This window comes from Bacteroides sp. L008, assembly GCF_040812255.1.
Lineage (GTDB): Bacteria > Bacteroidota > Bacteroidia > Bacteroidales > Bacteroidaceae > Bacteroides > Bacteroides vicugnae.
The window spans coordinates 3,831,698-3,853,017 of the sequence record NZ_JBFNXO010000001.1 but is presented as its reverse complement, the minus strand read 5'-3'; the positions used below and the strand labels follow the sequence as shown (position 1 = coordinate 3,853,017).

Sequence of the window (21,320 nt, the reverse complement as noted above, 5' to 3'; positions counted from 1 at the left end):
GTAGTAATTATATTGCTAAGTTACTATAACTTTGAGTTACTATCATTTTAAGTTTCCTTGCATGTTGGGTTTCCTTGTATAAATTCGGTGGCCACTTGTCCGCGTCCCGGGATGGGGAGGACGGATGCTTGTGGGAAATCTTTGAGCAGACAGTCTGCCGGATGGATGTCCGGATAGAATTTCTTCAATAGGAACAGGCTGGGACCGGTGGTGATGCTTCCTATAAAGACGGAGGCGTCCATCAATATCTGTATTGAGGAAAGGAAACGTGTCATTTGTTTCTGTTTCAGCTCTTTGGTGGTTTGTGTGAAGGTGCTGTTGACATAGCCTTTTTCGTCGGGGCTGCAAAGGGTGTACCAGTGTATGTCCGGGGCAAGGGTTTTCACTTGTTCGAAAAGGCGGTAATCGTCCGTTAATACAAAGACGTCGCGTATGGCGGTCTTTTCTTTAATAAGCCGTATGTAGTGTTCCGGTGGAAGCAGGTTGGTTTCGGTGATCTTGTCTCCTCCCCGTATCTGGCATCCTGCGTATTGGGGCGGAAGTTGCAGGTCGGCGGCACATTGGCAACATTCCTGTGCGGTGGTGTCGTTGAGTTTCCAGGTGATTTCTGTCAGTTTTTGGAAGGTGTGGAGATAGTCACCGTCTATTCCCAGTTCGGGAATATGGAAGTGCTGATTGGGGTTGAATGTCAGTTGAAAGTTGAGCAAGACCGGTTTGCCGTATGTGAAAAAGGCAATCGTTTTTCCGATGATGTTCTTACAGGTTACTTTCAGTTTCCATTTCAGTAACTTCGTCTTAGGCAGCTTTTTGTCTTTCATCAATGCCTGCCAGGAGGGGAGGCGATGGGTGTTATAGGTGTGATGAAACGGTTCGTGCACTTGCTCGCAGAAGGGGGCGAAACAATCTTCCCAACCTTTTTCCCATCCGAAGTTGGCGTCGTCGGAGTAGAGCTTGAACTGTATTTTGTGTTGCAGGCAATAAAGCATTGCGTGAAGCATATAGGTATATTCGGTGAAGAAACCGGCATCTATGCCTATGTGATAAATCATCGTCTTTTTGAAAGAACTATTCAGAAGGAGGTATCGGGTGGCAAGGTCATTTGGGTTCATGTGTCTTCTTTTTGATGAAATATTGGATGCTTTCTTTAAAAGTAACCGATCGGCTGCCCCACATGGCTGCTATGTAGAGTGCTGCAGCAAGCACTATCTTGCTTGCCAGGCGGAGATAAATATTCTCGATGGAGCGGGTGGTGTAATAGGTGATTACCATAACCGTAGCCGCAATGGCAGCATAAGGAAGTATGTCCATCAGGGCATGGCGAAGCTTTAATCCTATTTCCAAGTGTACGAAGTAGTGCCATGTCAGTAGCCACAATATATTGATGGATACATAGACGGTGAGCATGGTAAAGATCCCATAAGAGTGGGCTAATAGAACGCTTGACAGTAAGATGATGCCGAGCGCTATGGTGTTCCACATATAGATGCGGGATTTTCCTTTACTGATAATCAGCTGCTGATAGAGGTATGCGATGGGAGCAAAGGCTCCGCTGATACACAGTATCTGCATGATTAATATGCTGGAATACCACTTGTCGGTGATGGTGATGATAATCAGCTCTTCCGATACGATTCCCAATCCCAACATGGCGGGAAACGAGACAAAAGCGGTGAAACGCAGCATTTTGCGGAATACCCGTTTTTGCCGTTCAAGGTCGTCGGACACTTTGGTGAGTACCGGTTGCGCCACTCCGTTTATCATGCCGGAGATGAAGAGTTGTCCCATGCCGCACCATTTATTGGCTTGGTTGTAATATCCTACTTCTTTTTCGCTGTAGAATTTACCCAGTATCACGGAAAACAGATTGTTGTTGATGTGATTGAATACATTGGTAACCAGTAGTTTCCCACTGAATCCGAACATTTCCTTAATCGGGGTGAAGTTGAATTGCAAGCTCGGTCGCCAACGGGTGAAATGCCAGTAACAGGCTGTGTTGATGGTTACGTAAACGATGCTTTGCGTAGCAATACCCCAATAAGAGAAACCAAAGTAGGCGAGAGTGACTCCGGTGATTCCGGACACGGTGAGTCCGATAACCGAAGATAATGCCCGCTGTTTGACCATCAGGTTACGCAGGAGATAGGCGCTGTGGGATATTCCCAGACTGGCAATGAAGAAGCCGATAAAAGAATAACGTGCCAATGGTGTCAGTTCGGGAGTATCGTAAAAGTCAGCGATAAGCGGTGCACAGAGGAATAACAGCAGGTACAGCGACAGACTGATGGCCGCGTTGAACCAGAATACGGCATTGTAATCATTGTGCGTCACTTCTTTCTTATTAACAAGGGCAGCTGTGAAACCACTTTCCTGTATCGAACTGGCAATGAGGGAGAAGATGGCCAACATTCCCACCATTCCATAATCTGACGGAGTGAGCAATCGCGCGAGGAATATTCCGAAAAGCAGATTTAGCAATTGCTGTATGCCGTTGCTGAATCCTCCCCAAAATAGTCCTTTGGCTGTCTTTTCTTTTAGTGACTGATTCTCGCTCATATTATTTGCAAAGAATACATGAAAAGCTATCATCACGCATAGCCTTTTCATGTATTCCCTATTCTAATTTTATTATTTTACTTCGCTACCCGGCTTCACTTCACGTCCCGGCATGATAACTGCCAGACTGCCGTCGTTGTTTTCGGCACTAAGAATCATGCCTTCGCTGACGATACCTTTCAGTTTGCGCGGAGCAAGGTTGGCGATGAAGCAAACCTGTTTGCCTACCAGTTCTTCCGGTTGATAATGCTTGGCAATACCTGATACGATGGTACGTGTTTCCAGTCCGTCGTCGATTTTGAATTGCAGCAATTTATCCGCTTTCGGCACTTTCTGACATTCAAGAATGGTACCTACGCGGATATCCAGTTTCTCAAAATCCTCGAAGGCAACGTTTGCCCGGATAGGATTGGCTTTGTAGTTGGCTTCCTCGTTTGCTTTCTTTGTATCGAGCAATTTTTGTACCTGTGCTTCGATAGTAGCGTCTTCAATCTTCTCGAACAATAATTCCGGTTTGTTCAACTGGTGGCCTACGGGAAGAAGGTCGTCACGTCCAAGTTCAGACCATTCGAAAGTATCCATGTTCAGCATTTTGCGGAGTTTTTCCGAGCTGAACGGCAGGAACGGGTCGAAGGCGATGGCAAGGTTGGCAACCAGTTGCAGGGAAATGTTGAGGATGGTTCCTACACGTTCCATATCTGTCTTAGCCAGTTTCCACGGTTCGGTGTCGGCCAGGTATTTGTTTCCGATACGTGCCAGATTCATGGCCTCTTTCTGTGCATCGCGGAATTTGAATACGTCGAGCAGTTTTTCTACTTCTGCTTTCACGTCTGCGAATTCTTTCAGCGTTTCCTTGTCGTAGTCGGTTAAGCTGCCCTGTGCGGGTACGCGACCGTCGAAGTATTTTTGAGTCAGCACCATTGCACGGTTTACGAAGTTGCCGTATACGGCTACCAGTTCATTGTTATTGCGTGCTTGGAAGTCTTTCCAAGTGAAGTCGTTGTCTTTCGTTTCCGGTGCGTTGGCGGTCAGTACGTAGCGGAGTACGTCTTGCTTTCCGGGGAAATCAGCCAGATATTCGTGCAACCATACGGCCCAGTTGCGGGAAGTAGAGATCTTATCTCCTTCGAGGTTGAGGAATTCGTTGCTCGGCACGTTGTCCGGCAGGATATAGCTGCCTTCTGCTTTCAGCATGGCAGGGAATACGATGCAATGGAATACGATATTATCTTTTCCGATGAAGTGAATCAGACGTGTTTCAGGGTCTTTCCACCATGTTTCCCAGCTGTCGGGAAGAAGTTCTTTGGTGTTGGAGATGTATCCGATCGGAGCGTCAAACCATACATAGAGCACTTTTCCTTCTGCTCCTTCTACGGGAACAGGGATACCCCAATCAAGGTCACGGCTCACGGCACGTGGTTGCAGACCCATGTCGAGCCAGCTTTTGCATTGACCGTATACGTTCGGACGCCATTCTTTGTGATCTTCCAGAATCCATTTGCGCAGCCATGCTTCATGCTTGTCGAGAGGAAGATACCAGTGTTTGGTTTCTTTCATCACCGGCTTGCTACCGCTGATAGCACTTTTCGGGTTGATAAGATCTGTAGGAGAAAGCGAGGTTCCGCACTTTTCGCATTGGTCGCCGTAAGCGCCTTCCGAATGGCAGTGAGGACATTCTCCGGTGATATAACGGTCGGCAAGGAATGTTTTTGCTTCCTCGTCGTAATATTGTTCGGACGTTTTTTCGATAAATTCGCCTTTGTTGTATAATGTTTTGAAGAAATCCGAAGCCAGTTGGTGATGCGTCGGTGAAGTGGTGCGGCTATACACGTCGAATGAGATACCGAATTCTTCGAATGATTTTTTAATCAGCGAATGGTAGCGGTCTACTACATCCTGTGGAGTAATTCCTTCTTTCTTGGCACGGATGGTGATAGGCACTCCGTGTTCGTCCGAACCTCCGATGAATAATACATCTTCTTTTTTCAGACGCAGATAGCGCACATAGATATCTGCCGGCACGTATACACCCGCTAGGTGACCGATATGGACAGGACCGTTCGCATACGGCAGTGCCGATGTGACGGTGGTTCTTTTGAATTTCTTTTCCATTATATAGTGTGATTTTTGTTGTTTTCAGCTTTGCAATGTGCAAAGATAGTGACTTTTCACCACAGATTACACGGATTAACACAGATTTTTCATTCTCATAGCCGTGGTTGTCTCATAAGAATGATGTAAACTTGATAGCTATTCTAACATAAAGCTATTTGCTGATATGTTGGATTTATTTTCGCATGTTCTGTTTTTAAGATTGAAACAATATATGAGGATCTAAACTTCGTCCTAATAAAATAAATGATGTATAAGATATTGTAAGAATATGCAGAGATAATTATGTGGATTTGAATATAAATAAGCAAATATGTATAATTATTGGCAGAATTGAACACTGTTTCTTTTAAAGGAAGCTTCTGTTGCTTTTAAAGGAACGATTCATTGGTTAGAAAGAAACATGTCTTTGCTTTTAAACAAAGAGGTAAAAGAGTCTTTTAGGCACAAATTTTCTTCTGGTTGTTCCTGAAATAGTGAGATGCTAATGGTGTTAATTTGAAATGTAAAATTGAGATAATTGATTCTTTTTTATATATAATCTCTTTGAACTATTAATATAATTTGTTTTAATCCCTATTTCGTGTGAATTTGAAATTTGCAAATGGTCTCTCTTTCCCTTTTTTGATACATATTGATCTTTGTAGCGTATATTCCAGATTCTCCATCAGTTTTATATCCGTTTTTTCTGCATAAAAATAATTTCATCTCTGATGATCAGAATTTCATGAAGAGATGACGGCTTCATTTTTCAAAAAGTTAGTATAATCTATTTGTAATCTTAATCTTTTTCTTTTTTACAGTCTGTTTTTATATACAATTCTTCCCTTTTTCTTTCTTTTTTCTCATAAGAAAGAATATATTTGTATTTAAGTTAAACGAAAACCAAAGCATGATATGATAACAACCCAGTTGCTTCGTCCTGAAAGCATTGTTGTAGTAGGGGCATCGAATAATGTACATAAGCCGGGTGGCGCAATATTAAAGAATTTGATAAACGGAGGTTATCAGGGAGAACTTCGGGCGGTGAATCCGAAGGAGAAGGAGGTGCAGGGAGTTCCCGCTTTTGCGGATGTGAATGATCTGCCGGATACAGATCTAGCGGTGTTGGCTGTGCCTGCCTCGATGTGTCCTGATATAGTAGAAACATTGGCTAGTAAGAAACAGACCAGAGCATTTATCATACTTTCGGCAGGTTTTGGTGAAGAGACTCACGAAGGGGCATTGTTGGAAGAACGCATTCTGGAAACAGTCAATAAATACGGGGCCTCATTGATTGGACCTAATTGTATCGGATTGATGAATACATGGCATCATAGTGTGTTCAGCCAGCCAATTCCTAATTTGAATCCGAAAGGGGTGGATTTGATTTCCAGTTCCGGTGCTACGGCGGTATTTATTCTGGAAAGTGCTGTGACAAAAGGTTTGCAATTTAATTCTGTCTGGTCGGTGGGAAATGCCAAGCAGATCGGGGTAGAAGATGTATTGCAATTTATGGATGAAAACTTTGATCCTGAAAAAGATTCCCGTCTGAAACTACTTTATATTGAAAGTATTCAGAATCCGGACCGGTTGTTATTTCATGCCTCCTCTTTGATTCGAAAAGGATGCAAGATTGCAGCAATCAAAGCTGGCAGTTCGGAGAGCGGAAGCCGGGCGGCATCTTCTCATACAGGCGCAATTGCCAGTTCCGATTCGGCAGTGGAGGCTTTGTTCCGTAAAGCGGGGATTGTGCGGTGCTTCTCTCGTGAGGAATTGACTACCGTAGGTTGCGTGTTTACTTTGCCCGAATTGAAAGGAAAGAATTTTGCCATTATCACCCATGCCGGAGGGCCGGGAGTGATGCTGACAGATGCGTTGAGTAAAGGCGGGCTGAATGTTCCTAAACTGGAAGGAGAAATAGCCGAAGAACTAAAAGCTCAACTGTTCCCCGGTGCTGCCGTCGGGAATCCTATTGATATTCTGGCTACCGGAACACCGGAGCATCTGCGTCTTTGCATTGACTACTGCGAGGAGAAACTCGACAATATAGACGCCATGATGGCCATCTTCGGAACTCCGGGACTGGTTACCATGTTTGAAATGTATGATGTGCTTCATGAGAAGATGCAGACTTGCAAGAAACCAATTTTTCCCATCCTTCCTTCTATTAATACAGCCGGGGCAGAGGTTGCCGCCTTCCTGGCAAAAGGACACGTGAATTTTGCAGATGAGGTGACCTTGGGCACTGCTCTTTCCCGTATTGTCAATGTTCCTAAACCGGCAGTTCCTGAAATTGAACTGTTCGGAGTAGATGTACCGAGGATTCGTCGCATTATCGATTCTATTCCGGAGAATGGCTATATTGCTCCCAATTACGTACAAGCATTACTGCATGCTGCCGGTATTCCGCTGGTAGATGAGTTTGTTTCCGATAATAAAGAGGAGATAGTAGCCTTTGCCCGTCGGTGCGGATTCCCGGTAGTTGCCAAAGTCGTTGGTCCTGTGCATAAATCGGATGTCGGTGGTGTAGTTCTGAACATCAAAAGCGAGCAACATTTGGCACTGGAATTCGACCGTATGATGCAGATTCCTGATGCAAAGGCGATTATGGTACAGCCGATGCTGAAAGGTACGGAACTGTTTATCGGTGCAAAGTATGAAGAGAAGTTCGGTCATGTGGTACTTTGCGGTTTGGGAGGTATTTTTGTGGAGGTGCTGAAGGATGTGTCTTCCGGTCTGGCTCCGCTTTCCTACGAAGAAGCCTACTCAATGATTCATTCGCTGCGTGCCTATAAAATCATTCAGGGAACACGGGGACAAAAAGGAGTCAACGAAGATAAGTTTGCTGAAATTATTGTTCGTTTGTCCACTTTGTTACGCTTCGCTACAGAAATCAAAGAAATGGATATAAATCCGCTTTTAGCTACGCAAAAGGCAGTTATAGCAGTTGACGCGCGTATCAGGATAGAAAAATAGGACTATTCTTTCATTCATTGAGACATATTTACTATCTTTCCGCTGTGATTTTGCCTACATTTGGTAACTCAAACGGAAAGATAGAAAACACGTATGTTTATGAAGAAAGTTCTAATACTTTTGATCTGTTTAATAGGCTATCAGATAGGCTGCCATGCACAAATGGCGGACGAACATTACTATTTTAAAAATCTTAGTGTACAAAACGGATTATCCCAGAATACGGTCAATGCAATTTTGCAGGACAGACAAGGTTTTATGTGGTTCGGTACAAAAGATGGCTTGAATAGATATGACGGTTTGTCATTCCGTAGATTCAAACATGATGACCGTACGCGGCGGAGCATCGGTAATAATTTTATCACAGCACTTTATGAAGATGCGAAAGGAGATATCTGGGTAGGTACCGATGTAGGACTTTATATCTATCATCCTGAAAAAGATTCTTTCCGGCACTTTGCCGAATTGAGTGAGGAAAACACTAAAATAGAACATACTGTAACTGCAATTTCCGGAGACAACAAAGGATGTGTCTGGGTGGCGGTAGAATCACAGGGGTTATTTTGTTATGACCTGGAGGAAGGAAAACTCCGGAACTATACATTAAAGAATTTTTCTTTTCTTACCACCAATATCCAGTCTTTTGTCTTCGATAATAGCGGAACTCTCTGGATCGGTTGCTATGGTGACGGGCTTTTTTATTCGAAAGACCGTTTAAAAACTCTTCAGCCTTATGTTTCGCCCGTAGATAATCGGGAAATCTATGCCAATGATGTCGTGACATCTCTGGTGAGAGGAGCATATAATTGTCTATATGTAGGTTCTTTAAAAGGAGGAGTGAAAGAGTTGAACCTGACTTCCAACAAACTGCATGACTTGCTTTCGGAGGATGAAAGTGGAGAGTCTGTTTTTTGTCGTGAACTGCTGGTTGCTTCTGACAATGAATTGTGGATTGGTGCAGAATCGGGACTTTATATTTATAATCTCCGGACGGCCAAATATGTTCATTTGCGCAGCTCGATTAACGATCCTTATTCTTTGTCCGATAATGCTATCTATTCATTGTGCAAGGATCGTGAGGGCGGCATTTGGATCGGTTCTTATTTTGGCGGTGTGAACTACTATCCGCGTTTTTATACGTATTTCGAAAAATATTATCCGAAAGGAACAGATAATGGTTTGCATGGAAAACGGGTACGTGAGTTCTGCCTGGATAATCAGGGTATTCTGTGGATTGGTACGGAAGACGGTGGTTTGAACCGTTTCAATCCGAGGACCAAGACTTTCTCCTTTTTTACACCTAGCAGTGCTTTTACAAATGTGCATGGGTTGTGTTTGATTGATAATTATCTTTGGGTAGGAACCTTCTCAAAAGGAGTGAAAGTGGTGGATACGCATACAGGGGCTATTGTGAAAACCTATCAGAAAACAGATTCTCCCCGTTCATTGATAGACAATAGTGTGTTCTCTATTTGCCGTACAACGACAGGTGATATTTATCTGGGAACTTTATTCGGCTTGCTCCGATATAATAAACAGTCTGATGATTTCGACCGGATACCGGAACTGAACGGCAGGTTTGTATATGATATAAAGGAAGATTCCGGCGGTAATCTATGGCTGGCAACTTATGCAAATGGAGCTTATTGCTACAATGTGAGCGAAAAGAAATGGAAGAACTATTTGCACGATGAAAATAATCCGAAGAGCCTTCCGTATGACAAAGTATTGAGCATCTTTGAAGACTCTCACCGGCAAATCTGGCTGACTACCCAAGGAGGAGGGTTCTGTCGTTTTCAGCCGGAAACAGAAACATTCGTCAATTATAATTTGTCTGCCGGATTGCCGAACGATGTTGTATACCAGATTGTGGAGGACAAAGATGGATTTTTGTGGTTGACAACTAACAACGGTCTGGTTTGCTTCCGACCTACCACTGGAGTGATGAAAGTATATACCACCTCCAATGGTTTGTTGGGCGATCAGTTTAATTATCGTTCAAGCTTTGAGACCGAGGATGGTACGATCTATTTGGGTAGCATTGATGGTTTTATCGCTTTTAATCCTAAGAATTTCTCGGAGAATAAGTTCATTCCGTCTGTTGCCATTACTGATTTCTTCCTGTTTGGTAAGGAGGTATATGCCGGCGAACCGGGATCTCCGTTGGAGCAGAGTATAACTTTCTCCGACCAGCTTGTGCTTCAATCCAATCAGAACTCTTTTTCTTTCCGTGTAGCAGCATTGGATTTCCAGGCTCCGAAAACGAGCCGGATTATGTATAAACTGGAGGGCTTTGATACGGATTGGCTGACGGTTGGCGAAAGCCCTATCGTTACTTATTCCAATCTTCGTTATGGTGATTATACTTTCCGGGTGAAGATTGCTAACAGTGATGGTATATGGAGTGACAACGAAGTGTCATTAGGGGTACATATTCTTCCTCCTTTCTATCTCTCTATATGGGCGTATTGTGTGTATGCTTTGCTGATTATCGGCTGTTCCCTGTATACGGTTATGTACTTCAAGAGACGTAGTAACAGCAAGCACCGCAGGCAGATGGAGAAATTCGAGCAGGAGAAAGAGCGTGAAGTCTACCATGCAAAGATTGATTTCTTTACGAATGTGGCCCATGAGATACGTACACCGTTGACGCTGATTAAAGGTCCATTGGAAAACATTATATTGAAGAAACAGGTCGATGCGGAAACGCGGGAAGACTTGAATGTAATGAAGCAGAATACGGAACGGCTGTTGAACTTGACTAATCAGTTGCTTGACTTCCGTAAAACGGAAAGTCAGGGATTCCGTTTGAATTTTGCGAAATGCAATGTAACGGAGGTATTGAAAGAGACTCATGTGCGTTTTACTTCTCTTGCCAAACAGAAAGGCCTGGAGTTCACCTTGCAAGTGCCTGAAAAGGACTTCTATGCACATGTGAACCGGGAAGCGTTTACGAAGATTATCAGTAATCTGTTGAATAATGGGGTGAAGTATGCTGAAAGCTATGTACACATATCTTTGGAAGTGCCGGAAACGGATGATAACAATTCATTCTGTATTCGTACGGAAAATGATGGAGTGATTATTCCCAATGAGATGAAGGAGGAAATATTCAAGCCTTTCGTTCGTTTCAATGAAAAAGAAGACGGAAAGGTGACTACCGGAACTGGAATCGGCCTGGCTCTTTCCCGTTCATTGGCCGAGTTGCATCAAGGGACACTGGCTATGGGAGAAGGAGAGAAAAACAATACTTTCTGTCTGACCTTACCGATTGTTCAGGATATGACAATTACCTTGACTCCGGAACCGGAAGGTGAAGTAGACAAGATGAGTGAGATTCCTGCCGGGGAGCCGGAAAAGAAAGATAACCGACCTACAGTGCTGGTTGTGGAAGACAATCCGGATATGCTTGCCTTTGTAGTGCGCCAGCTGTCGAAAGAATATACAGTATTGACTGCTACCAATGGTGCGGAAGCGTTGCAAGTGTTGGACGGCAATTATGTGAACTTGGTGGTTAGTGATGTTGTGATGCCTGTGATGGATGGTTTTGAATTGTGTAAGACGATTAAGTCGGATTTGAATTATAGCCATATCCCCGTCATCCTGTTGACTGCGAAGACAAATATCCAGTCTAAGATAGAAGGAATGGAGTTGGGGGCCGATGCTTATCTGGAGAAGCCTTTCTCTGTGGAATACTTGCAGGCTTGTGCTTCCAGCCTTATCCAGAACAGGGAGAAATTGCGTAAGGCTTTTGCACAGTCTCCTTTTGTGGCAGCCAATACGATGGCGTTGACGAAGGCCGATGAAGATTTTATAAAGAAGCTGAACGAGGTGATTCAAATGAATTATAGTAATCCGGAATTTAGTATGGATGATATGGCGGATAGCTTGAATATGAGCCGTTCCAATTTCTATCGGAAGATAAAAGGAGTGCTGGATTTGAGCCCGAATGAATATCTTCGTCTGGAACGTCTGAAAAGAGCTGCCCAATTATTGAAAGAGGGAAAAAACCGGGTGAATGAGATTTGCTACATGGTAGGATTCAATTCTCCGTCTTATTTTGCCAAGTGTTTCCAAAAACAATTTGGAGTGCTACCAAAAGATTTTGTAAGTTAATATTGATTTAGAGCTATAAAGATAAGGTAAAAAGGAACTTTTAAAAGAATGATTTGATGAAAAAGTATGTAAATTTGTTCGTTTTCGTTTTCATGGTGGGTACTTGTTTTTCGCAGAGCAAAGCACAGACGAAATCTGCAGTGAGCTATAAGAATCCGGTTGTAGATATTGCTATGCCTGATCCTACAGTGATTAAGGCTGCGGATGGTTATTTTTATGTGTATGCTACCGAGTCTACCAGAAACGTTCCGATCATGAAGTCGAAAGACTTGGTGCAATGGACTTTTTGTAACACGGCATTCACAAATAAAACTCGTCCCAGATTTGAACCTAAAGCTGGGATTTGGGCACCGGACATCAATTATATCAACAATAAATATGTACTTTATTATGCGATGTCGGTGTGGGGAGGAGAACAGACGTGTGGAATTGGAGTAGCTACGGCCGACTCTCCACAGGGACCTTTTACGGATCATGGTAAGATGTTCCGTAGTAATGAGATCGGTGTACAGAACTCGATTGATCCCAGCTTCCTGCAATATGAAGGGAGAAACTATCTGGTATGGGGAAGCTTCCGGGGAATATATGTTATTGAGCTGACTGAAGATGGTCTGTCATTGAAGCCGGGAGCGGAAAAAAAGAGAATAGCAGGAACTGCTTTTGAAGCTGCCTATATTCATAAGCACGGCGATTATTATTATATGTTTGCCTCTATCGGAAGTTGTTGCGAGGGGATTAGGAGTACTTATAAAGTTATAGTGGGCCGCTCTAAAAAAGTCTGGGGACCATATAAAGATAAGTCGGGCAAACCGATGTTGAAGAATGGTTATTCTTTGGTGATAGGTGCGAATGACCATTTTGTAGGCAATGGACATGGCTCACAGATTATCCGGGATGATGCGGGGCAAGACTGGCTTTTGTATCATGGCTTTTCAAGATCGGCTCCGGAGAATGGACGTATCCTGTTGCTGGACCAGATCAAGTGGGATAAAGAAGGATGGCCTTATGTGGAAGGTGAAGCTCCTTCTTACGAAACACAAAAAGCACCTGTATTTAATAACTGATTTTCAGATAAACTAATTATAATCTTAAATACCACAAGCATGAAACATACCCCTATTAGCAGGCGGGATTTTCTAAAGAATTTAGGCATGGCCGGGGCTGGCACTCTTCTTGCAGCGAGCCCTTGGCTTTCTGCTTTTTCGGAGGTGACGAACACCTCAAACGAAAAGTGTCGTCTGGCAATTATCGGTCCTGGTTCCCGAGGACGTTTTTTAATGGGATTTTTGGCTAAGAATCCCAAAGTCGAGATCGTAGCATTGTGTGACATTTATAAACCATCTATCGAAAAAGCGTTGGAGCTTGTCCCTAATGCCAAAGTATATGGTGACTACCGGGAAGTGCTGGAAGATAAGTCGATAGATGCCATACTCGTAGCTACTCCTCTTAGCTCGCATTGTAAAATCGTATTGGATGCTTTCGACGCAGGAAAGCATGTGTTCTGTGAGAAGTCGATAGGCTTTACGATGGAAGAGTGTTACCGTATGTATCAGAAGCACCGTAGCACAGGGAAGATTTTCTTCACAGGGCAACAACGTTTGTTCGATCCTCGTTACATCAAAGCGATGGAGATGATTCATGCGGGTACCTTTGGTGAAATAAATGCAATCCGTACTTTCTGGAACCGGAATGGCGATTGGAGACGCTCGGTGCCTTCACCTAATCTGGAACGTCTGATAAACTGGCGTCTTTATAAGGAATTTTCGAAAGGACTGATGACGGAACTTGCTTGCCACCAGCTTCAGATTGGAAGTTGGGCTTTGCGTAAGATTCCCGAGAAGGTAATGGGGCATGGTGCCATTACTTATTGGAAGGATGGTAGAGATGTGTATGACAATGTGAGTTGTATATATGTCTTTGATGATGGGGTGAAGATGACATTTGACTCCGTTATTTCCAATAAGTTCTATGGACTGGAAGAACAGATCATGGGTAACCTCGGCACGGTAGAACCGGAAAAAGGAAAATATTATTTTGAGAATGTGGCTCCTGCACCGGCTTTCTTGCAGATGGTGAATGATTGGGAAAACAAAGTTTTCGATTCTCTTCCTTTTGCAGGAACGAGCTGGGCTCCGGAAACAGCAAACGAGAATAAAGGAGAATTTATTATTGGAGAACGTCCCAAGAGTGACGGTACATCCTTATTGCTGGAAGCGTTCGTTGAAGCCGTCATAACACAGAAACAACCGGAAAAAATAGCGGAAGAAGGATACTATGCAAGTATGCTTTGTTTGCTGGGACATCAGGCATTGGAGGAAGAGCGGACGCTCTATTTCCCCGATGAATATAAAATAGATTATCTGAACCATCAATCTGTAAAAACACCCGAAGCAGTATGAAAGACACGATTGTAACCGCACGACGAAAGAAAATAGAGTTAATCACTTTACTTATTTGTTTCGTAGTATCCAATTTGATACACCTCTATGCAATTATTGCTTATCATGCGCCATTTACGGAGATGATAACCTCTATTTTCTATATCATCATATTTGCTTTTGTGCTTTATGCTTTTTGGGGGATTTTGCGTCTCTTGTTTTATGGGCTACGGGCATTGTTTACTCGTTCACGAACTTAATCAATATCAATGAAAATAAATAACTTATGGTAACACGAAGAGATTTTCTGAAAACGATGTCAATGGCTTCTGCCGGATTGGCGTTGGGAGCAGGTGACTTGCTGCATGCTCAAACGATTTCACCCAAGAAAGGAAGGGGTGACAAGGTAAAGATAGCTTATATCGGTATTGGTAACCGCGGGGAGCAGATTATTGAAGATTTTGCGCGGACAGGTATGGTAGAAGTGGTAGCGTTATGTGATGTGGACATGGGTGCCAAACATACGCAAAAGATAATGGCTAAATATCCGAAAGCAAAACAGTTCAGGGATTTCCGCCAGATGTTTGATAAAGCAGGTAATGAGTTTGATGCTGTAGCGATTGCTACTCCCGACCATTCACATTTCCCGATCAGCATGCTGGCATTGGCATCCGGAAAACACGTATATGTAGAAAAACCACTGGCGCGTACTTTCTACGAAGCCGAGTTGTTGATGCAGGCTGCGCTTAAACGTCCTAACTTAGTTACCCAGGTCGGAAATCAGGGACATTCTGAAGCAAACTATTTCCAGTTTAAAGCTTGGATGGATGCGGGAATTATCAAAGATGTTACCGCTATCACTGCCCATATGAATAACCCGCGGCGTTGGCATAAATGGGATACTAATATCTATAAACTTCCTTCGGGACAGCAACTGCCGAAAGATATGGACTGGGACACCTGGCTTGGAGTTACCCCTTATCACGAGTACAATAAAGACTATCATTTAGGACAATGGCGTTGCTGGTATGATTTTGGTATGGGTGCATTGGGCGACTGGGGGGCACATATCCTCGATACGGCTCACGAATTCCTGGAACTGGGATTGCCTTATGAAGTCACCATGCAATACGCAAATGGTCATAATGATTATTTCTTCCCTTATTCTTCCACGATTCTCTTCCGTTTCCCGCAACGTAAAGGAATGCCACCGGTAGACATTACCTGGTATGACGGTCTGGATAATCTTCCTCCTATTCCTGCCGGTTATGGAGTTTCGGGATTGGATCCGAACATTCCTGTGACGAATCAGGGAGATACTCCTGCGGCTAAATTGAATCCGGGAAAGATTATTTATACGAAAGATTTAATTTTCAAAGGGGGTACTCATGGAAGTACTTTGTCTATTATTCCGGAAGAGAAAGCGAAAGAGATGGCTGGCAAATTACCGGAGGTTCCTAAAAGTCCTTCCAATCACTTCGAGAACTTCTTATTGGCATGTAATGGCATTGAAAAGACGCGCTCACCGTTCGAAATCAACGGTGTTTTGAGTCAGGTGTTCTCACTGGGTGTAATGGCTCAACGTCTTAATACACAGCTGTTCTTTGATAGCCGCACGAAGCAGATTACAAATAATGAATTTGCTAATGCCATGTTGGCGGGACTTCCGCCGCGTAAGGGTTGGGATGAATTTTATAAATTATAAATAAAAACAGCTTTTTCCATTCCTTTCTCCAGGAGAAGGGGATGGAGAAGGACCAATAAATAATCATGAAAAATATTGTATTAACTTTACTTTTATTTTGTGCCGCTTCGTTGGGTGCACAAAACTGGGAACCTCTTTTCAACGGGAAAAACCTGAAAGGATGGAAGAAATTGAATGGCAAAGCCGAGTATAAAATTGTAGATGATGCCATTGTCGGTGTATCTAAGATGGGAACTCCCAACACTTTCTTGGCAACTACAAAGAATTATGGTGACTTTATTCTTGAATTTGACTTCAAGATAGATGATGGTTTAAATTCCGGTGTACAGCTTCGCAGTGAAAGTAAGAAAGACTATAAGAAAGGTCGCGTACACGGTTATCAGTTTGAGATTGATCCTTCTAAGCGTGCTTGGTCGGGTGGCATTTATGATGAGGCACGTAGAAACTGGCTTTATCCTTTGACGCTGAATCCGTCGGCAAAAACTGCTTTTAAGAATAACGCATGGAATAAAGCCCGTATTGAAGCTGTTGGTAATTCGATCCGTACCTGGATAAACGGAGTACCTTGTGCTAATATCTGGGATGACATGACTCCTGTAGGTTTCATCGCTTTGCAAGTACATGCTATTGGAAATGCAGCAGATGAAGGAAAAACAGTTAGCTGGAAGAATATCCGCATTTGTACGACGGACGTAGAGCGCTATCAGACATCGGAAGCGCAAGCTGCACCGGAAGTGAATCTGATTGCCAACACGATTTCTCCTAGCGAAGCAAAAGAAGGCTGGGCTCTATTATGGGATGGCAAGACTACTGACGGATGGAGAGGTGCTAAACTTTCTACTTTCCCTGCAAAAGGCTGGAAGATAGAAAATGGTATTCTGAAAGTAATGAAGAGTGGTGGAGCTGAATCTGCTAATGGTGGTGATATTGTGACTACCCGTAAATACAAGAATTTTATTCTGAAAGTAGATTTCAAGATTACTGAAGGTGCAAATAGCGGAGTTAAATATTTCGTAAATCCGGGGCTGAATAAGGGTGAAGGTTCTGCTATCGGCTGCGAATTCCAGATTCTTGATGATGACAAGCATCCTGATGCAAAACTGGGTGTGAAAGGCAACAGAAAGTTGGGGTCTTTGTATGACTTGATTCCGGCTCCAAAAGATAAACCTTTCAATAAGAAAGAATTCAATACTGCTACTATCATTGTAAAAGGTAATCATGTAGAACATTGGTTGAACGGAGTTAAGCTGATTGAATATGATCGTAACAATGATATGTGGAATGCATTGGTAGCATACAGTAAATATAAAAACTGGCCTAATTTCGGAAATTCGGAGGAGGGTAATATACTTCTTCAAGACCATGGAGATGAAGTATGGTTTAAGAATGTAAAGATTAAAGAACTGAAATAGTTCCGTTTTCTAGTTATTAGGAGATACGTTAAAACTCTTTTATGATTTTTCAGGCACGGATTACACGGGTTTCACGGTTACGCTAATGAAATAAAAAACGTGTAATCTGTGTAATCCGTGCCTAATTTGTATTTTATACGATGCAGACCACTATTCAACATCTATACAAACCGTCAAATGATGATAATTCCTTGTTTTATGCCTGGTTTCTTGCCATGCATACGCGGGTGGATATTATCCTATGCAGCCGGAAGTCGGAAGGAGAATTACTGCTTGTGGTCAATCGTATTTATGATGCATTGTGCCGGTTGGAAAAGATGGCAAACTTTTATAATCCGGCCAGTGAATTGTCTGTTGTTAACCGGACAGCCTTTGTCTCTCCGGTCGTTCTTAGCGAAGAACTTTATTCAATGATCGATTTATGTTTGGAATATAACAGCAAGACTTTGGGATGCTTTGATGTCACAGTTCATTCGGAAAATTATAACCAGAACACAATACATTCAGTACATTTATCAGCCGGAGATCATAGTATCTGTTTTTCACAGCCGGGAGTAACTATCAATTTGTCCGGCTTTCTCAAGGGATATGCTTTGGAAACAATCAGAGGTATATTGAATGAGGCTCTGATAGAGAATGCATTGATAAATATGGGAAACAGTTCCATTCTTGCTTTGGGTAATCATCCGGTAGGTTCGGGATGGAAAATTAATGATATACTTCTTCACAACGAATGCCTTACAACCTCCGGCAATGACTCTCCCAATCGTCGGCACATCGTTTCTCCCCGAAATGGGAAATTGGTGGAAGGCGTTAAACAAATTGCTGTAGTAACGACTGACGGATCAATAGGGGAAATCTTGTCTACCGGCTTATTTGCCGCTGATAGCGAACAGCGTAAGGTTTTGCTGGCTGAATTCTCTTCTGTATTAAGTCAGTTTTTCTTGATTGGTTGTTAAGTGTTAGGTATTCAATAGTTGAGATGGTCACTATTAATATCTGACAGGGCTTTTTGGGTATATTCTTTCATTTATAGGTCGGTTTCTTTTATCCGTTTTGCTGCTTTTTGCCTTATTTTGCGATATTAATTGTCAATCTAACGTTTATATGAAAAATAAGATTTTATTGTTGGGCTTATTTTGTTGTAGCCTGATTTCGGCAGAAGCACAAGTTTTACTCGACAAAGGAACCGGAAAGAATAGTTTTCCTATTGTTTCTTCATCAACGAATGCAGTTGTTTGTTTTGATGGAAAAGATGCGACTGTAGTACGTAAGAGTGCATCTCTTTTGGTAGATGATGTTTGCCGTGTGACGGGGCAAGAGTTGAAGATGGATGAAAGTAAGCCCGGGAAAGTATCAGCGCGTTATGCGATTATCGCTGGGACTATAGGAGAAAGCGGATGGATTGACGCTTTGGCATCCGGAAACAAAATAGATACGACGGCTATTGCCGGAGGTTGGGAACGCTATATGATAGAGTTAGTCAACAATCCTGTTCCGGGTATAAAGAAGGCAATTGTCGTTGCTGGAAGCGACAGGCGCGGTACTGCCTACGGACTTCTCTCTATTTCAAAAGCAATCGGAGTATCTCCCTGGTATTGGTGGGCAGATGCTCCAATCAAGCAGCAGAAACAAGTAAGTGTGAAAGTCGATAAGTATATCTCCAAAACACCATCAGTCAAGTTCAGAGGTGTCTTTATCAATGATGAAGACTGGGGACTTTATCGTTGGTCCAAACGTAATTTTGAAAAGGAACGTGGAAACTTCGGGCCGAGAACGTATGCAAAAGTATGCGAATTATTGCTTCGTCTTCAGGCCAATTATCTTTGTCCGGCTATGCATGATGCATCTATGGCTTTCCACCGTATTCCAGAAAATCGTTTGGTAGCGGATAGTTTTGCTATCGTCATGGGTTCCTCTCATTGCGAACCATTATTGTTTAATACAGCAAGCGAATGGAAACGTGATAAAATGGGCGAATGGGATTATATCAATAATAAGGATGGTGTCGACAAAGTCTTGAAATCGCGCGTAGAAGAATGTGCTCCGTTTGAAAATGTATATACTCTGGCTTTGCGTGGATTGCACGATCGGGCAATGAATGCAAGCAATAATATGTCCGATAGAAAAGATATGCTTCAGGAAGCGTTGATGGCACAAAGGCAAATGCTGGTAGATGCCATCGGTAAGCGTGCGGAAGACATTCCTCAAGCCTTTACTCCATATAAAGAAGTGCTCGATGTATACGATCAGGGGTTGGAACTTCCGGATGATGTGACCATTATCTGGCCGGATGATAATTATGGATATATGAAACGCTTGAGTAGTCCGAAAGAGCAGAAACGTTCCGGACGTTCGGGAGTATATTATCATTCATCTTATCTGGGTAAACCTCACGATCATCTTTGGATGAACACAACTTCCCCTACATTGATGTATGAAGAACTCCGTAAGGCATACGACATGACGGCCGATCGCATTTGGCTACTCAACGCCGGAGATATCAAGTCCTGTGAATTTGCTGTAGATTATTTTCTGACAATGGCTTTCGATATTGACTCGTTCAATTTTGAAAGAGCGGCAAACTATCGTACCGAATGGTTGTGTGGTATGTTGGGCGATGACTACCGAGTTGAATATCAGGATGTGATAGATTCTTTCTATAAATTGGCTTTCGCCCGTAAACCTGAATTTATGGGATGGGGTTATCAGTGGGCTACCGATAAACACGGAAGAGAGCGAAATACGGATACTGATTTTTCGCTTGCCAATTATCGTGAAGTGGATACTCGTCTGGCTGAATATCAACGGATAGGAAATATGGCAGAGAAGATTCTGAAAGCTTTGCCTGAAGACAAGAAAGCATGTTATTATCAATCATTGTATTATCCGGTCAAAGGATGTGAACTGTTGAACCGTATGATTCTTAACGGGCAGAGAAATCGTTGGTATTCTATTCAACAGAGGGCGACTACTGCAGAACTGGAGAAAATGACCAAAGCTTGTTATGACAGTCTGGAAGTAATAACAAAAGGATATAACTTATTACTTGGAGGTAAATGGGATCACGTAATGACCATGAAACAAGGATTTGCCGCAGCCTATTTTGAACTCCCGGCTCTGCGGAAGGTCAATCTGGCACCTACAGCCTCTTTGGGCATATTAGCAGAAGGAGAAGATGTTTTGAAAGGACAGAAGAGTTTCCATTCACTGCCATCTTTCAACACATACTTCCGTCAATCCTATTACGTAGACGTTTTCAATAAAGGAGCGACTCCTCTGAAATGGAAAGCATCGGTTTCAGATAGTTGGATTCTGTTAAGTCAGAAAGCCGGAGAAACTGCTACGGAAAATCGTATAGAAGTCTCAATCGACTGGGCTAAGGTCCCGACTGGTGAGAAAGTATTCGGAATATTGGAAATCGCATCTGATCGTGGTGAGAAGGAGAATGTCTATATTTCAGTCTTCAACCCTTCTTCTCCGTCATTAGCCGAAATGGACACTTTATTTGTAGAGCACAATGGATATGTTTCTATGGATGCTGCCGGTTTCCACCGGAAGGTAGAGAACAAAGCAATTCAAATGAGAACGATTCCTAACTTGGGAATAGAAAATACAGCTATTCAACTAGGTGATCCGACAGCCGCTCCACAGCGGACTGCAGGTCGCAGTGCCCCTCGTCTGGAATATGATTTCTATACATTCGAACAAGGTTCGGTTGATGTTTACACATACGTATTGCCTACATTTACCTTAAGTAAGGACCGTGGGTACGCCGGACATGAAGCAACGAATGTGGAAACGAAATATGGAGTATGTATTGACGAAGGTCCTGTGATGAATCCTTCCACTTCTTCTTTTGAGTATGCACAAATCTGGTACGAAAGTGTGTTGAAGAACTGTAGAATAAACAAAACCACTTTGCATATCGACAAACCGGGTAAACACACTGTGAAAATTATATGTGGCGATGCCGGAACTGTTCTGCAAAAGATTGTTTTGGATTTTGGAGGAATGAAGCGTTCTTATTTAGGTCCGCAACCGACGAGACAAGGAAAATAGTAAGCTGAATAAAATATAGTAGAG

At 42.9% G+C, this 21,320-nt stretch carries 12 protein-coding genes; 9 read left to right on the top strand and 3 right to left on the bottom strand.

The features are described from left to right. Positions 1-47: 47 nt before the first annotated feature. The 3 genes from AB3G73_RS15315 to metG form a co-directional block, all read right to left on the bottom strand. Entirely contained in the window at positions 48-1,109 is a 1,062-nt protein-coding gene (locus AB3G73_RS15315; RefSeq protein ID WP_367745190.1) for a hypothetical protein, read from the bottom strand. Next, positions 1,096-2,553: a lipopolysaccharide biosynthesis protein gene (locus AB3G73_RS15310; RefSeq protein WP_367745437.1), complete on the bottom strand. Its 1,458-nt coding sequence runs from the start codon at positions 2,551-2,553 to the stop codon at positions 1,096-1,098. The genes AB3G73_RS15315 and AB3G73_RS15310 overlap by 14 nt, the downstream gene beginning before the upstream one ends. Before the next feature lie 72 nt (positions 2,554-2,625). Then, positions 2,626-4,665, bottom strand: coding sequence for a methionine--tRNA ligase (metG, locus tag AB3G73_RS15305; protein WP_298044455.1), 2,040 nt, complete (start codon positions 4,663-4,665; stop codon positions 2,626-2,628). Between the two features lie 897 nt (positions 4,666-5,562). Here metG and AB3G73_RS15300 point away from each other — a divergent pair. The 9 genes from AB3G73_RS15300 to AB3G73_RS15260 all read left to right on the top strand — a co-directional run bounded on the left by AB3G73_RS15300 (position 5,563) and on the right by AB3G73_RS15260 (position 21,296). Continuing rightward, positions 5,563-7,623, top strand: coding sequence for an acetate--CoA ligase family protein (locus AB3G73_RS15300; RefSeq protein ID WP_367745189.1), 2,061 nt, complete (start codon positions 5,563-5,565; stop codon positions 7,621-7,623). Positions 7,624-7,722: 99 nt separating this feature from the next. Beyond that, the gene (locus AB3G73_RS15295; RefSeq protein WP_367745188.1) at positions 7,723-11,739 is read left to right on the top strand and encodes a two-component regulator propeller domain-containing protein; all 4,017 of its coding nucleotides are present in this window, start codon (positions 7,723-7,725) and stop codon (positions 11,737-11,739) included. A gap of 56 nt (positions 11,740-11,795) precedes the next feature. Next, positions 11,796-12,803, top strand: a complete 1,008-nt coding sequence (locus AB3G73_RS15290) for a family 43 glycosylhydrolase (RefSeq protein WP_367745187.1) — start codon at positions 11,796-11,798, stop codon at positions 12,801-12,803. Between the two features lie 39 nt (positions 12,804-12,842). Further along, on the top strand, positions 12,843-14,138 hold the full coding sequence (locus AB3G73_RS15285) for a Gfo/Idh/MocA family oxidoreductase (protein ID WP_234133745.1): 1,296 nt from the start codon (positions 12,843-12,845) through the stop codon (positions 14,136-14,138). Then, positions 14,135-14,377, top strand: coding sequence for a hypothetical protein (locus tag AB3G73_RS15280; RefSeq protein ID WP_117932775.1), 243 nt, complete (start codon positions 14,135-14,137; stop codon positions 14,375-14,377). The genes AB3G73_RS15285 and AB3G73_RS15280 overlap by 4 nt, the downstream gene beginning before the upstream one ends. A gap of 26 nt (positions 14,378-14,403) precedes the next feature. Continuing rightward, the gene (locus AB3G73_RS15275; protein ID WP_367745186.1) at positions 14,404-15,822 is read left to right on the top strand and encodes a Gfo/Idh/MocA family oxidoreductase; all 1,419 of its coding nucleotides are present in this window, start codon (positions 14,404-14,406) and stop codon (positions 15,820-15,822) included. A 62-nt stretch (positions 15,823-15,884) separates the two neighbouring features. After that, positions 15,885-17,234 (top strand): DUF1080 domain-containing protein, encoded by a 1,350-nt coding sequence (locus tag AB3G73_RS15270; RefSeq protein WP_148365664.1) that lies wholly within the window; start codon positions 15,885-15,887, stop codon positions 17,232-17,234. Between the two features lie 140 nt (positions 17,235-17,374). Beyond that, on the top strand, positions 17,375-18,193 hold the full coding sequence (locus AB3G73_RS15265; RefSeq protein WP_367745185.1) for an FAD:protein FMN transferase: 819 nt from the start codon (positions 17,375-17,377) through the stop codon (positions 18,191-18,193). Positions 18,194-18,341: 148 nt separating this feature from the next. Further along, the gene (locus tag AB3G73_RS15260; RefSeq protein ID WP_367745184.1) at positions 18,342-21,296 is read left to right on the top strand and encodes a glycosyl hydrolase 115 family protein; all 2,955 of its coding nucleotides are present in this window, start codon (positions 18,342-18,344) and stop codon (positions 21,294-21,296) included. Positions 21,297-21,320 lie beyond the last annotated feature (24 nt).